The organism is Paenibacillus sp. TCA20 (assembly GCF_000732325.1).
GTDB classification, from domain to species: Bacteria; Bacillota; Bacilli; order Paenibacillales; family Paenibacillaceae; genus Paenibacillus; species Paenibacillus urinalis.
The window spans coordinates 59,762-74,025 of record NZ_BBIW01000012.1 but is presented as its reverse complement, the minus strand read 5'-3'; the positions used below and the strand labels follow the sequence as shown (position 1 = coordinate 74,025).

Annotated in this window: 10 protein-coding genes; all 10 read right to left on the bottom strand. The window is 48.8% G+C overall.

What is annotated here, in order from left to right; genetic code table 11:
- Nucleotides 1–18: 18 nt before the first annotated feature.
- The 10 genes from TCA2_RS20145 to TCA2_RS20100 all read right to left on the bottom strand — a co-directional run bounded on the left by TCA2_RS20145 (nucleotide 19) and on the right by TCA2_RS20100 (nucleotide 14,198).
- Entirely contained in the window at nucleotides 19–927 is a 909-nt protein-coding gene (locus tag TCA2_RS20145; protein ID WP_047913403.1) for a carbohydrate ABC transporter permease, read from the bottom strand.
- A 16-nt stretch (nucleotides 928–943) separates the two neighbouring features.
- Complete coding sequence (locus tag TCA2_RS20140) at nucleotides 944–1,867, bottom strand: sugar ABC transporter permease (protein ID WP_047913489.1); 924 nt, start codon at nucleotides 1,865–1,867, stop codon at nucleotides 944–946.
- Nucleotides 1,868–2,338: 471 nt separating this feature from the next.
- Nucleotides 2,339–5,545 (bottom strand): alpha-mannosidase, encoded by a 3,207-nt coding sequence (locus tag TCA2_RS20135; protein WP_047913402.1) that lies wholly within the window; start codon nucleotides 5,543–5,545, stop codon nucleotides 2,339–2,341.
- Nucleotides 5,546–5,550: 5 nt separating this feature from the next.
- Nucleotides 5,551–7,848, bottom strand: coding sequence for a glycoside hydrolase family 3 N-terminal domain-containing protein (locus TCA2_RS20130; RefSeq protein ID WP_193746097.1), 2,298 nt, complete (start codon nucleotides 7,846–7,848; stop codon nucleotides 5,551–5,553).
- Between the two features lie 320 nt (nucleotides 7,849–8,168).
- Nucleotides 8,169–8,987: a carbohydrate ABC transporter permease gene (locus tag TCA2_RS20125; RefSeq protein WP_047913487.1), complete on the bottom strand. Its 819-nt coding sequence runs from the start codon at nucleotides 8,985–8,987 to the stop codon at nucleotides 8,169–8,171.
- Between the two features lie 108 nt (nucleotides 8,988–9,095).
- The gene (locus TCA2_RS20120) at nucleotides 9,096–9,974 is read right to left on the bottom strand and encodes a carbohydrate ABC transporter permease (RefSeq protein ID WP_052512246.1); all 879 of its coding nucleotides are present in this window, start codon (nucleotides 9,972–9,974) and stop codon (nucleotides 9,096–9,098) included.
- A 1-nt stretch (nucleotide 9,975) separates the two neighbouring features.
- Complete coding sequence (locus tag TCA2_RS20115) at nucleotides 9,976–11,082, bottom strand: ABC transporter ATP-binding protein (protein ID WP_047913400.1); 1,107 nt, start codon at nucleotides 11,080–11,082, stop codon at nucleotides 9,976–9,978.
- A gap of 18 nt (nucleotides 11,083–11,100) precedes the next feature.
- Nucleotides 11,101–12,429 carry an ABC transporter substrate-binding protein gene (locus TCA2_RS20110; protein WP_047913399.1) on the bottom strand — a complete coding sequence of 443 codons (1,329 nt, stop codon included), beginning with the start codon at nucleotides 12,427–12,429 and terminating at the stop codon, nucleotides 11,101–11,103.
- 220 nt (nucleotides 12,430–12,649) lie between these two features.
- The gene (locus TCA2_RS20105) at nucleotides 12,650–13,303 is read right to left on the bottom strand and encodes a glycerol-3-phosphate responsive antiterminator (RefSeq protein WP_081872701.1); all 654 of its coding nucleotides are present in this window, start codon (nucleotides 13,301–13,303) and stop codon (nucleotides 12,650–12,652) included.
- A 7-nt stretch (nucleotides 13,304–13,310) separates the two neighbouring features.
- On the bottom strand, nucleotides 13,311–14,198 hold the full coding sequence (locus TCA2_RS20100; protein WP_081872693.1) for a metallophosphoesterase: 888 nt from the start codon (nucleotides 14,196–14,198) through the stop codon (nucleotides 13,311–13,313).
- Between the last annotated feature and the right edge of the window lie 66 nt (nucleotides 14,199–14,264).

Here is a 14,264-nt window from a genome sequence, read left to right as displayed (position 1 = left end):
TGGTTTATATGGTAACGATCAGCCCTTTACGGAGCCAATCATAACACCCTGTACAAAATAGCGTTGCAAGAATGGATAGATAATGATGACCGGCAGCGTAGAGACGATGATAACGGCATAGCGGACAAGTGCTGCTACCTCCGCTTTGTTATTGAGCGCTGTAGCGGATGTGCTGTCCATCATGCCAGAGCCTTGGGCCGACATTTCCTGCAGAACGAGAATCTGTCTTAACACGAGCTGCAGTGGATATTTATCTGAATCATTGAAATAGATCATGGCGGAGAAGTAGCTGTTCCAGTGTCCTACCCCATAGAAGAGCGCCATGACGGCAATGATTGGCATCGAGAGCGGTAATATAATCTTGAAAAACAGCTTCAAATTTGAGCATCCGTCGATTTGAGCTGCTTCATGAAGCTCGCCTGGGATCGTCCCCTGGAAGAAGGTGCGGGAGACAATAATGTTCCATACCGACGCAGCGGAAGGAAGTATCAGCGCCCACATGCTGTTGATCATGCCCAGTTCCTTGATCAGCAGATAGGTTGGCACCAGGCCTCCTCCGAAGAACATCGTGACCATGAACATCCCCATAAAAAAGTTTCTTCCTACAAAATCTCTTCTGCTGAGTGCATAAGCTGCAGGTATAGTGACCATCAGATTCACCGTAGTACCGACTACGGTATATAGAATGGTGTTTGCGTAACCTGACCAGATTCGTGTATCCTGAAACACGCGCTGATACCCCTCAAAGGTAATATCTTTGGGAAAGAGCCACATCGCTCCGGAAGCAACGGCTTTTGGATTACTGATCGAAGCACTGATCATATAGACCAGCGGATAAGCGACAACAAGGAATGCAATCGTGACATAGAGATAATTTAGTGCCAGAAAAATTTTGTCTTGTCTCGTTTCTTTAATACCGGTTAGCATGGTCCAGCCCCCTCCTCTACCACAGACTATTCTCACTTGTCCTGCGAGCGATCTGATTCACTACAATGAGCAAAATGGCATTGATTACAGAATTGAACAGCCCGACAGCCGTTGAGAAACTGTACTGCGCATTCTCAAGACCTGAACGATATACAAAGGTGGAAATAACATCTGAGGATTCCATATTCAGCGGATTCTGCATGAGGAGAATCTTCTCAAAGCCGACACCGAGCAGACTTCCCATGTTCAGAATGAGCAGAATGGTCATCGTTGGCAACAGTACAGGAATGTTAATGTTCCATATGCGCTGCAGCCGGTTCGCCCCATCAATGATAGCTGCCTCATGAAGACCGGGATCTGCAGCTGACAATGCAGCCAGATAGATGATCGTACCCCACCCGGCACTCTGCCATACTCCCGACAGAACATAGACCGTCTTAAACCAGGCTGGACTTGTCAGAAAGGCTGGAGCATCAAAACCAAGCCATTCAATAAAATGAATAAGAATCCCCGTTGAAGGTGAAAGGAATGATATAATCATCCCGACCATAACGACCATGGAGATAAAATGAGGTGCATAAGTGATGGTCTGGGCGAGCTTCTTGAAGCGCTTATGCTTCAGTTCATTGAATGCCAGCGCCAGAATAATCGGGATTGGAAAGCCAACAGCCAGCTCATATAAACTGATCGTCAGCGTATTCCACATCAAATCCCAGAAATAATAAGAGTCAAAAAATCGAATAAAGTGATCAAAGCCGATCCAAGGGCTGCCGAATATCCCGCGAACCGGATTGTAATTCTTGAACGCGATCTGGATGCCGTACATCGGTCCGTAATGGAATATAAGAAAATACAAAAATGCCGGTGCAATAAACAAATACAGCTCCCAGTTTCTCCAGATCTTCTGCCATTGCTTTCTGCTGCTTTTTGGCTTCGACATGGTCTGTTGTCTTCTGACCGTCTTGATCTCCTGCACACAGGTTCGCCTCCTTCTGTCATCACTCATCTTGGTCTTGCGCCAGGGGCAAGCCTCCAAATACAAATCCTGCTATGTCAGTTTTGTTGGCGCAGCTTTAGGATAACGATAGTGGATAAGGCATCATTTCGTAAACATGTCATTTTGGCACACGGTAAAAGCGTTGATATATCAAGGTTTTTTCAGGTTGAGACCAATAATTTACAATTCAAAAATGTGTTATTTTCGCACAAAAGAAAGCGATTACATATGTAAAAACGGAAAAATACCAATAGAAAATGACCGATTATTTTGATCTAACTTTACATATATTTTACTTCATTTTATTTGTAAGCGATTTTACGGTGTAAAAGTAAGTGACATGTTTATTAAAAAACATAAAAAAATATCTTCGACCCGCAATTAACTTAACATGGTCGAAGATACTCTCCAAGACTATTTTATTTTTATCGTCTTAATTTCATAGGGCCGGAAGCTGAGATCAATGACTCGCTCCTGATGATTCAGCACACTCCGTTCTTTCTCCAGTGCATCGGATTCAAACACCTCGCTCAGCTTGCCAGGCCAGTTAAGACTTGCCTGTCCACTTCCACCAGAAGCTTCATACATTCTGACAATCCAGCCTGTACCGTCTTCTGCCGGTTTGAGTGTATCCAGAATGACATGCTGACTATGAAATGGAAGCAAAGAATATACTTCTGGCAAAGTTCCTGAAGAATTAGGGCGTGCCTTACTCACCTGAATATCGGTATTCAGCTCCGCTGCCTTGCGAAGGGTTCCTGCCTGCTGCCAGCTTCCTTGATGCGGATATAGCGAGTAAGTAAAGCTATGCTCTCCCAAATCCGCTGTGAGATCCGGCCACTTCGGAGCCCGCAAGAGAGATAAACGAATCGTGCTCTCCTGAATGTCATATCCGTATTTGCAGTCGTTCAGCAGACTGACGCCATATCCATGCTCTGACAGATCAACGAAGCGATGTCCGCACACCTCGAACTGGGCTTGTTCCCAGCTCGTATTCCGATGAACTGAACGCTCAATGGTGCCGAAAGGAATTTCGAATACCGCCTTGTTGGTCACGACCTGCACTGGGAACGCAGCCTTGAGCAGCTTATGCGCTTCATTCCATTCCACATGGGTCTTGAAGTCAATACGCTTGTCGTGATGATAAAAAATAACGTCCTGCCGAATCGTCGACTGGCTCAGCTTCCAAGTGAACCGGAATATGTCCTGTACCTTGCCATGACTGAGCAGCTGTCGATGGACTAGGATCGGATCATCCGCCTTCTGCTGTTCATACCGAGGATCAATATCCCAAGCATCCCAATAGGTTGGCCGGTCGTGATACAGCTCCAATCGGTTGAGCTGCTCTCCTGGCCTTACAATTTCACGTGCGGCTTCCTTATCCCATAGACTTGTTATTTCTCCATTTGCTCCAAATGTCACGGAATAATAGGCCGTTTCCCATTGATCAGGGAATTCCGCGGGTTGAGATGTTGCCTGTTCCTGAGCAAGGTCGTTCCCCGTCACGATTCCTTGTTCTTTCAACCAAATGGTTCGATAACCAAAGGCTGGAATATCCTTCACAAGCACATGTAGACGCGAAGCTGGTTGTCCCTGCTCCTTCTGCTGCTTATCCTGCTCTTGCTCGCTATCCGGCTGATCCTCCTGCTCCTCCTGCTCGTTATCCGGCTGCTCATTCCGTTCATATTGCAGAACCTGACCCGTCTCATCATAAGGAATCATATTTGCACCATGTACATCAATGTCCACGATCGCATCTCTGGCCCATCCAAGACTGTTACATACGACATAGGGAATTCCTTCTCCATCAAGTGAAACGCGCTCTGCGATTTGCTGCAAACGTTCAGCTACCACTTCCGAGCCGATGTTAAAAATCTGCTCATACTCCTCAGAAGAGGTATCGTAAGTTTCCGTAATGGCAGAGCCAGGGATGATATCATGGAATTGATTCAGCAGAATCAGCTTCCACCCTTGCTCCAAATTGACGGAATCCACATACCCATCCTTATCCCCTCCCGCTGCCAGCTTACTCAGACTGTGCCATACTTCAGCCTCTCTATACAGAACTTCAGCCTTTCGGTTAGCCCGTTTATTCCTGGCATGTGTCGTATAGGTACCTCGGTGCAGCTCCAGATATAGATCGCCATGCCATTTGGGAAGCCGGTGCCGGGCTTCTTCTGTCGTCTGGAAGAATGCTGCTGCGGTGCTGTACTTGACCTCCGGCTGGCCAACGAGCAGCTCACTGCGGTCCATGTATTCCAGCATCTCCCGGGTTACCCCGCCTCCGCCGTCTCCATGTCCATAGAGCAGCATCTGCTGTGGATGAACAGCACGCTGCCGATAAGACTGCCAGTGCTCTTGTATATCCTTCGGCGATGTATCCTCATTCAATCCATGATTGAGATAAGAGAGCATTGGTGTACCATCAATACCGACCCATTGAAAGAGGTCAAACGGAAATACATTGGTGTCATTCCAGTTCAGCTTGGTCGTCATGAAATAATGAATACCGCCATGCTTCAGAATCTGGGGCAAGGATGCACAATAACCAAACGTATCAGGGAGCCACTCGATCTCCGAAGTACGTCCGAATTCTTGTTCATAGAATCGCTGTCCATAGAGCATCTGCCGCATCAGCGACTCACCACTCGGAATATTCAGATCCGGTTCCACCCACATCCCCCCGACCAGCTCCCAGCGGCCTTCTTGAATGCGCCTTTTGACCCGTCCATATAGTTCAGGGTCATGCTCCTTCAGGAATTGATACAGGATCGGCTGACTCTGTGCAAATTGGTACTCAGGATACTCATCCATTAATCGATCCACGGTGGAGAAGGTTCGACTCGTCTTGCGTACCGTTTCCCTGACCGGCCAGAGCCAGGCAATATCAATGTGTGACTGACCGACCATATGCTCTATCCCTTCCGCACTTCCACCAATCTGCTTCACTAGAGCAATGAGCTGCTCCTCCAGCTCCCTTATCCGGCTTCCTTCACGAATGTCAGCTTCACTCATTCCGAGATAACCATCCATCGTCCGGAACATCGCTTCAAGCAGTCTGACTCTCCGCATATCACTCTCCGCCAGCTGCTGCGCCGTGCCCAGCAGTGTTCGAAGAGTATACATTAAGCTCTGAACTGGACGATTCACCTTTACTAACAGGCTCGTTATGCTGGAGATCGGTCCAGGTCTGTTTGCTTGATGATTTAGCGGGTCAATCGGCTCTGGGATCGGATCATAGAGCTCAATCGTTAATTCCAGCTTTGAATTCTTCTCGGTATACGCCGGGTCAAGTGTCACATAGGTATGGTTCCGATCCAAGCCCTGATAAGAAGCCCCATTGACTCTGATTAGTCCTTCCCCGCTCCCGGCGTTAAACACAAGGCCGATCCCTTCCTTCCCCCAAGTCTCAGGCCAATCCAGCTCTTTTCTGAAGAAATAGGTGATTCCGTGCTGACCGGGAAACTGCGCAAGTGCTGTCCCCTCTGGAAGGGAGGTCTCCTCATCATATTCACCAGGCATGTGATACGTTGTGCTCGTTATCTTCCAATCGTTAATCTCTGTACTCTCCAGCCACTGTCTCTCTAATAGTTCCCGAATCATTCTTTGAATTCGCTGCATTTCGCTTAACCCTCCAGTACAGTAAGTTCTGTGCTCAGCGTGTCATTTACATGTCTGCCAATCCTGATGTGAAAAAGTCCGGGCTCAACAACCCGTTTATGATCTGCTCCAACATACTCTAGTTCTCGGCGTCCAACAGCAAACGTAATGCGTCTCTCCTCACCCGGTTCAAGCTCTACCTTCCGGAATCCTTTCAGCTCAAGCTCCGGTCTTGTATACAGACTTGCTGCATCCGAAATATACAGCTGAATAACTTCTGCCCCTCGGCAATCTCCTGTATTCTTTACAATGACTTCGGCTTCGACCGTATCATCTATATACATCTCGGAAGCAGACAAACGAAAATCGCTATATGTAAACGAGGTGTAACTGAGTCCGTATCCGAAGGGATACATCGGCTTACTATCCTCCTCCAAATATCTTCTCCCGCGTGAGCGCTTGCCCCGGTAATGTACAGGCAGCTGACCGACATGCTTCGGTATCGAAACCGTCAGCCTTCCTGATGGATTAACATCACCAAATAATATACCGGCTGCAGCATGACCTCCCTCCTGTCCGGGGTACCAGGCTTCGAGAATGGCATCCGCATGTTCATCAAGCCAGGGCTCTGTTATCGGACGGCCATTAATATAAATAACGACCAGCTTCTTGCCCAGCTTATGAATCTCCTGCGCCAGCTGCAGCTGTACACCCGATAAAGTCAAGGTCATCCGGTCAATTCCTTCTCCACAGTCCATATCATTCCATGTATCTGTAACGACAGAAGCGCCGGTCCGAAGATCAATGGTCCCTTCTCCAAAATCTCTTGCGCTCGACCCGCCAAGCACAAGCACAACTGTATCTGCCTGGGCCGCACAGGCAAGAGCCGCCTCGAAGCCTTCACGGCTGTCTCCTTGAATTCGGCAGCCCGGCGCATACAAGACCCGCTCGGGATGATCAGCTAGCTTGGCCTTGATTCCGTCCAGCACTGTCGTTACAGCCCCATCCGGCTGTGGAGAAGTATAATCACCGAGCTGATTATAGGCTTGATCCGCATTGGGCCCGATGACGGCGATTACACCGTTCGTCCTTGAGAGCGGCAGGGTCTGGCCCTTATTTTTGAGCATAATAATTCCTTCGGCTGCCACCTGTCTTGCCAGCTGCTGATGCTCTAAGCTGCCGATGACTTCCCTGGCCTTCTTAGGGTCGCAATATGGATGATCGAACAGACCCAGTCTGAATTTCAGCGTCAATACCCGCCGCACCGCACGATCCAGTACTTCTATATCTACCCTTCCTGTCTCTACGGCTTCTCCCAAATACTTCGCGAACATCTCACCGGACATCTCCATATCAATACCGGCTGTGATCGCTTGAACTGCGGCAGACAGTCCATCCTCCGCGGTATCATGACCCCAGGCCAGCATGTTGATCGCACCACAGTCAGTAATGACCATACCGTCGAAGCCCCACTCTGTGCGAAGAATGTCCTCCAGCAGTTCTTTATTCGACGTGCACGGTGTACCATCAATTTCATTGTAAGCCGGCATAATAGAAGCGGCTCCTGCTTCGACTGCCCGGCGAAACGGATACAAATCGACCTCTCGCAGCTCGCGCATTCCCATATGAGCAGGACCGGCATTTCTTCCGCCTTCTGAGCTGCCATACCCCGCAAAATGCTTCAGCGTAGCAGCAACACTGTTCTGTTGCTCGAGTGAATCTCCTTGCAGTCCTTTCACGGAGGCCACAGCAAATTCACCAATCAGATAGGGGTCCTCACCGAAGCATTCTTCTGTTCTCCCCCATCTCGGATCACGCACCACATCAAGCACAGGCGAATACGTCACCGCTCCGCCCTGACTTCTCGTCTCCGCTGCAACAGCACGGCACATTTCGCTGTACAGCTCGGTATTCCATGTGCTGCCGATTAACAGGGGGACGGGAAATACAGTCGCACCAATGGCCATATGACCATGAGAGCATTCCTCTCCGAACAAGATCGGAATGCCGAGCCGCGAGTGCTGGATCGCATAACGCTGAATTTCATTGACCGCTTCTGCCCCCAGCTCAGGTGATAGTCCGTTCTCTATCGTTACCTCTGTCCACGGGTCTGCCCTGAGAACACCATAGAGAGAGCCAATACCGCCTTTTTGCACCTGTGTTCGAAATTCCTCTGTTAAATTAATCTGACCTTCTGCGTTCTCGTACACTTTCCAGCCGAACGGCTGCACCAGCTGTCCGATCTTCTCTTCCATCGTCATTTGCTTCAGCAGATCTTCCGTACGCTCTGTCACCGATCTTGCTGCATCTTTATAGATCATCATGCCAGCTCATCTCCTCTTTGTCTGTCGCATCAGCACTCAGCACTCACATCAAATCTCTTCTTATAAGAGAGACTCTTAAAGTCTATCCTTGCGAACACCATATCAGCTTTGATCTGACTGTAGAAGATAAGAGCAAAAATAACATATGGGCCGAAAATAACACACTTACAAGATTGTTTAAGATCCATTCCAGCCAGCAGCTCAAGTAAAGACCAAATTATGCAGTATCCTGGAACGCAAAAAAAGTCCGGCTCTCCGCCGGACTGCAATTGAGATATAGTCGATTCATGTATACAATTCTCTATCAATAGTTAGCTGAACTATTTCACACCGTTGTACACAAACGCCTTGATAATCGAACGCTGTGCGAAGAAGAAGACGACGAGGATCGGCAGAACCAGAATAAGATTGGCTGCCATAAGAATATTCCAAGTCGCGACGCCCTCCGTCTGACGAATCTTCGCGATCCCGAGCGGCAGCGTTCTTGCCGTTTCATTCGTTGTCATGACAAGCGGCCAGAAATAGTCGTTCCAGTGGCTGATGAAGCTGAACAGAGCGATCGTGATCAGTGCTGGACGCGCCATCGGAATCATCAGCTTCCACATAATCTTCCACTCCTTGGCCTTGTCGAGTCTGGCTGCTTCAATCAGCTCCTCGGGAACCTGTTTAAAGGACTGACGAAGCAGGAAGATACCAAAAGCACTGGAGGCAAAGGGCAAAATCAGACCCAGATGTGTATTCAGCATATTCCAGGAGCTAAGCTGCAAATAGACGGGCAGAAAGATCAGCTGGGACGGAATCATCAAGGTAACCATCACAAGCCCGAACAAAATCCCCGAGCCCTTGAACTGAAATCTCGCAAAGGCATAGGCTGCAGGGATAATTGTCAGCATTTGCAGGATCAGGATCCCGACAGCGATGAGTACACTGTTCATAAAATAATGGAGAAACGGACCCGAGTTCCAGGCCTGAATAAAATTCTGCCACTGTGGATTATTCGGTATCCAATCCGGAGGAAAGATCATCGTCTCCGGCAGTGTTTTCAGAGATGTTGAGATCATCCATGCAAAGGGCAGTGCGAAGATCAGGACCAGGATCAGCAAGCCAATGACGTTGACGACCTTCAGGACGCTGTTCATTGCGCTCAGCCCACTCCAGCTCTTCTGTTTGCCCGTTCCCTCTGCAGTCTCCCTCGTTCTAGCTGTAGGATCTATTGCATTCACTTCATTTCCTCTCCTTCCTCATGCTTACCGGTAATGGACGCGTCTTGATAACATACGGAAATAAATGATGGTAAGCAGGCCGACAATGATAAGTAATATGACACCCGCTGCAGATGCGTAACCGATCTTGAAGAAGCGGAAGCCGTATTCATAAATGTAATAGACCAGCGTATTGGTCGAATTCACCGGTCCGCCCTGTGTCATAATGGCAATGGTTTCGAACACTTGGAACGAACCGATCATGCTCATAATCGCCAGGAAGAACAGCGTTGGTGACAACATGGGCAGCGTCAGCTTCCAGAAGGTCCGCAGCGGCTTGGATCGATCGAGCGCAGCGGCTTCATAAATACTTGGCGGTATGCTCTGAAGTCCTGCGATAAAGACAAGTGTATTAAAGCCGATCCCTTTCCACACCGCCACCAGAATGAGTGACATGAGAGACGTATCCGGATGCGACAGCCAATCCAGCGGCGCCATGCCAAACAGCCCGATAACCCAGTTCAGCAGCCCGTATTCCGGATCCATCAGCCAGCTCCACAGCAGGGAGATCGATACCAGAGAAATGATATGCGGACTGAAGATTGCACCCTGAACAAACCCATAGAACAGTCCCGAGCGGTTAAGCCACAGTGCGATCAGCAGTGAGAAGCTGAGCGTCAGTGCCACGGTGGCGAAGGTGTAAATTGTCGTATTCAGTAGAACCTGCATAAACTCCGAATCCGACAAAAGATCCGAAAAATTTTGCAAGCCTACATAATTCTTCGTCGGACTGACAAAATTCCAATCAAAAAAACTAAGATAGATCATATAAAAAATTGGATAGATAAAGAACACACCGAAGATCACCAGGGAAGGAGATATCATTCCATAAGGTCTAAGCTTCTCCCATAAACGAGATGTCATGCTACAGCCCTCCACCGATCGAGATCAATTCCGGAGCATTCGGCTTCGTGCCTTCATGCCCTTGCCTGATTTCATACTGCTTCAGTCTCTGGCCTTCGGTATTAAAATAGTACAGGCGCTCATACGGAACCGTAATACTGACTCTGTTATCCGGTACAAGCGGCTCTAGAAAGGTCTTGATCGAGAACATGCCAAATGGAGACGCAATCTGATAGATATTCTCTGCACCCAGACTTTCCCGTGTCATGACCTCACCATCCAGACGAAGACCTTCAGAGGAAGAATCCTGTGGATTTAGGAGAGCATGCTCCGGACGGAAGCCGAAGCTTGCTATGTCCTGGGATTTGCCTTGTGCCGAATGGAGCTTGAATCCCTTATACGGGAGCACGTTCATAGCCGGAGTACCAATAAACTGGGCTGCAAACACATTCGCCGGATCGTTGTACAGCGTCATCGGCGATGCTGCCTGCTGAATGACCCCTTTGTTCATAATGACAATCTCATCTCCCATAGACATGGCTTCTACTTGGTCATGAGTGACATATACAAAGGTCGTGCCAAGCCGTTTATGCAGCTGAATCAGCTCGGTCCGCATCTGGTGACGCAGCTTCGCATCGAGGTTCGAGAGCGGCTCATCCAGAATGAACACCTGCGGCTTCTTAACCATGGCACGCGCCAGCGCTACCCGCTGTCTCTGCCCGCCGGACAGCATCTCCGGCTTCTTCTTCATATAATCGCTGAGACCTACAATCTCAGCGATGTCCTTGATAAGCTTCTCCCGTTCCTTCTTCGGCACCTTCCGGTTAACCAATCCAAACTCAATATTGTCATATACGTTCATTGTCGGGTACAAGGCATAATTCTGAAATACCATGGCCACATCGCGGTTGCCTGGAGCAACTCCGTTGACACACATGTCATCAATCCAGATCTCACCCTTTGTCTGCTCATCCAGACCTGCAATCATCCGCAGTGTCGTCGATTTACCGCAGCCCGAGGGTCCGACGAGGACGGTGAAGGAACCGTCCCGAATCGTCAAATCCAAATCCTTGATAACCTCTTCTTCCTTAAAAAACTTACTGATTCCCTTCAGCTCGATTCTGCCCATACTAGAGCCACCTCCCGATTATTTGCTGAGCAGCGCGTTTGCTTTCTCAGCCGCTTCATCCAGCGCCTGCTGAGGCGTCACATTGGCGTCGAGAATTGTTTTTTCAATTGCGCTCTTCATGATTTGTGCAACTTCCGGATAAGCCGTCTCCATTGGACGAGGTCTTGCATATTCAAGCTGGTCCACAGCTACTTTATATTGCGGATATTCTTTGTACAGGGACTGCATTTCTTCGGTCTCCAGTGCAGACAAACGAGTCGGCAGGTATCCTACATGCTCACTTTGATAAATCGTACTCTCGGTCGTTGTCATGAATTTGATGAACTCCCATGCTGCCGCCTGCTCCTCCTCTGTGAGCTTGGACGTCATCACGAGCTGACAACCCCCTGTTGGTACACCATAGGATTTATTGGCTGGCATAAAGGCCGTATCGAATTCAAAATTGTTCCCTTCCGAAATATCAATCGCTCCAGCTACACCAGCAGTAGAACCGAATTTGAATGCCGACGTCTGGTTAGCCCAGTCCTTGTCAGCCGTTGCTCCTGCCTCATCCCCTACCGGGATTTTGATCAAGCCTTCGTTCGCAAGCTTCTTCCAGAATTCTACCGGCTCAACACCTTCTGGCGAATTGAACAGTGCCGATTTACCGTCTTCAGCCAAAATTTGTCCTCCGGATTGGGCAACAAGTCCTTCATAGAACCAAATATCGACCGGCATGGTCATCAGTGAGATCCCTTTTTCCTTGAGCGTACGTCCGTATTCCTCGAATTCTTGCCAGTTCTTTGGTCCGGCAGGATCAAGACCTGCTTCTTCAAGCACAGTTACGTTCATGTACATGATTGGTGTGCTGCGCATGAAGGGCAGTCCGTACAGCTTATCGTCTACATATGCATTTCCCATAAGGCCCGGGTTAAAATCATCCATCTGTACTTCCTCAGCATCCTGCTCTGCTAAAGGACCAAGCTCTTGGATCATTCCGTATCTGGCAAACGTTGCAGTTGATGCGATCTCCAGGTCAGACACGGCAGGTGCATCCCCTGCTGCAAAGGCTGCCTGAACCTTGGCATGCAGATCGTCATAATTTCCTTGGTATTCAGCAATGACCTCAATCTCATCCTGGGATTCATTGAAGCGTTTAACCAGCTCCTGCTTTGCCTCTTCGATCTTGTCTCCGAAGGCATACCAGTATTTGATCTGAATCTTCTCCCCTGTCCCTTCACTTGCACCTGCCGAGCCTGCCCCCGCATTCGTTGCCGAGCTTCCTCCGGATTCACCGCCGCAGGCGGACAGCATAACCGCCATCCCCAGCATCAGTGATAAGAAACCGCGTCTTTTATTACTTTTCATTTTCTATTTCCTCCTAATCGTTTTAAAGCCGCTCTTAGACATGACAAAAGAAACCTGAACGAAACCATTCAAGGCTCTATACAAGGCCTCTCTGGTCTGTTCAGGTTTCTCCATCACTCCAACCCACTGGCTATTTACTTGTCTATTTATAAGTGGATGCTTGTCTCTTCATCCTGCACTTATCTTATCTTTTCTTTGTTAACGGCATTAATTGTAATTGTTAAACATGAGTTAAGTTAAAGGATTCCTTCCACATGGAGGCACTCGACGAGGAAACAGCTGTTGCCCCATACTTGAGACATTCCTTGGCATGTCTGCGCTCGGTGAGCAGTCCTCCTGAAATAATGGGCAGCTCTGTCATCGCCCTCACTTTACCCAGCACTTCAGGAATACGAGCCGGCATGATCTCAATGACATCAGGCTGTGCCTGATCCAGCGATTGGGCAATGTTATCCAGCCCTTCCGAATCGATGAGGAAAAAGCGCTGAATCGTCAACAGTCCAAGCTTCTGTGCCTTTTTGACCACCTGAATCTTCGTCGTAATGATTCCGTCCGGTTTAATCGCATTAGCGAGGTAATCCAGCCCTGGCTGGTCATAGGATAAGCCCCCGATCTTCTCAACATGCACGAATACCGGAATTTCGTGCTTGCGAAACAGGTCCACATAGCCCTTGATGACCCCGATGCTTCCTGTCAGCAGAAATACACAGCTTAAACAATCTTTATGCTCAAGCGCCGTCTCCAGCTGTCTGGCATCACGAATGGAGGCTACATTTCGATAAGTTTCAAGTCTCTCAAGCAGCGTGCTGACCGAAGCTTTTGCCTTGGTGCTGGTCAGGTTCTTCCTTACATAAGGCTGCTTGATAGCACTCATGTGCTCTTTAGACATGACCTTGACCAGGTGCTGTTGCGTCTGCAGATACGAATACATCCTGTTCCTGCTCATTCGTCAGCATCACACGGCAGCCTCTCTCAAGCTCTGTTCCTCTTGCATGGGCGGACGGGGAGAAATGCTTCATGTGAAGATGGATTTCCGGGAGCTGCTTAGGAAGCTCCGCATCTTCAATGTCAACTGCCGTGACGTCGATATAATCGTCTCCCAGCTCCACCATCCGGAATGCATGCTCGTCCAGGCAGGCGGACAGCTGAACAAACGTCCAATTATTCTGCTTGGTAATGGAATCCACATGTGTATGTCCGTTAAAATAAACAGCCGTTCCTTGCTTCTTGCTTAAGATCCGCCACATATCGATAGATGGGTCGATTGAACCCTTATCCCGATCCGAGCCCGTTGTCGTCAAATGAATCGGATGGTGAGCGAACACCAGCATCGGCTTCGTGCCTGAGCTGACGATGACATTCTCGAACCAGCTTAGCTGCTCCTCATCCATCCATCCTCCCCAGTTGGTCAGATCCATCTCTCTTGTCGTATCCAGAAACACAAGAATTGCTTTGTCCATCGTAAGTGCCTGGTAGCGGGCTTGTCCGGTCAAAGTGAGCAAATCCCTCTTGGTCTGGGAATATGTATCATGATTGCCAAGCACGTGGAAAAAGCTTGCGTCATATTGTTCAATAATGTCATACACTTCATTAATTTCTCTCTCTGTACCGAAATTCGTAAGATCACCCAGCGATATATGCATATCGGCTTCAGCGCTCATGAAATGGTGCAGCATCTTTTTATAAAACGCATCTCTTGCCGTAACCCACGCCTCAGTACTCTCGTCCGCTTCGTGGTAATGCAAATCTCCCAGGATCGCCAGCTTCATGTTCTAACACTCTCCTTATGCGTTTGGTTAGGTCAAGTATAGGAAGAGAATGTTATCTGGAAGTCA

What these genes read in the sequence shown, in the direction of transcription:
- TCA2_RS20115 (WP_047913400.1), bottom strand. Translation starts at nt 11,082, where the DNA reads ATGGGCAGAATCGAGCTGAAGGGAATCAGTAAGTTTTTTAAGGAAGAA.
- TCA2_RS20120 (WP_052512246.1), bottom strand. Translation starts at nt 9,974, where the DNA reads ATGACATCTCGTTTATGGGAGAAGCTTAGACCTTATGGAATGATATCT.
- TCA2_RS20135 (WP_047913402.1), bottom strand. Translation starts at nt 5,545, where the DNA reads ATGCAGCGAATTCAAAGAATGATTCGGGAACTATTAGAGAGACAGTGG.
- TCA2_RS20105 (WP_081872701.1), bottom strand. Translation starts at nt 13,303, where the DNA reads ATGAGTGCTATCAAGCAGCCTTATGTAAGGAAGAACCTGACCAGCACC.
- TCA2_RS20140 (WP_047913489.1), bottom strand. Translation starts at nt 1,867, where the DNA reads ATGTCGAAGCCAAAAAGCAGCAGAAAGCAATGGCAGAAGATCTGGAGA.
- TCA2_RS20100 (WP_081872693.1), bottom strand. Translation starts at nt 14,198, where the DNA reads ATGAAGCTGGCGATCCTGGGAGATTTGCATTACCACGAAGCGGACGAG.
- TCA2_RS20110 (WP_047913399.1), bottom strand. Translation starts at nt 12,429, where the DNA reads ATGAAAAGTAATAAAAGACGCGGTTTCTTATCACTGATGCTGGGGATG.
- TCA2_RS20125 (WP_047913487.1), bottom strand. Translation starts at nt 8,987, where the DNA reads ATGAACAGCGTCCTGAAGGTCGTCAACGTCATTGGCTTGCTGATCCTG.
- TCA2_RS20145 (WP_047913403.1), bottom strand. Translation starts at nt 927, where the DNA reads ATGCTAACCGGTATTAAAGAAACGAGACAAGACAAAATTTTTCTGGCA.
- TCA2_RS20130 (WP_193746097.1), bottom strand. Translation starts at nt 7,848, where the DNA reads ATGATGATCTATAAAGATGCAGCAAGATCGGTGACAGAGCGTACGGAA.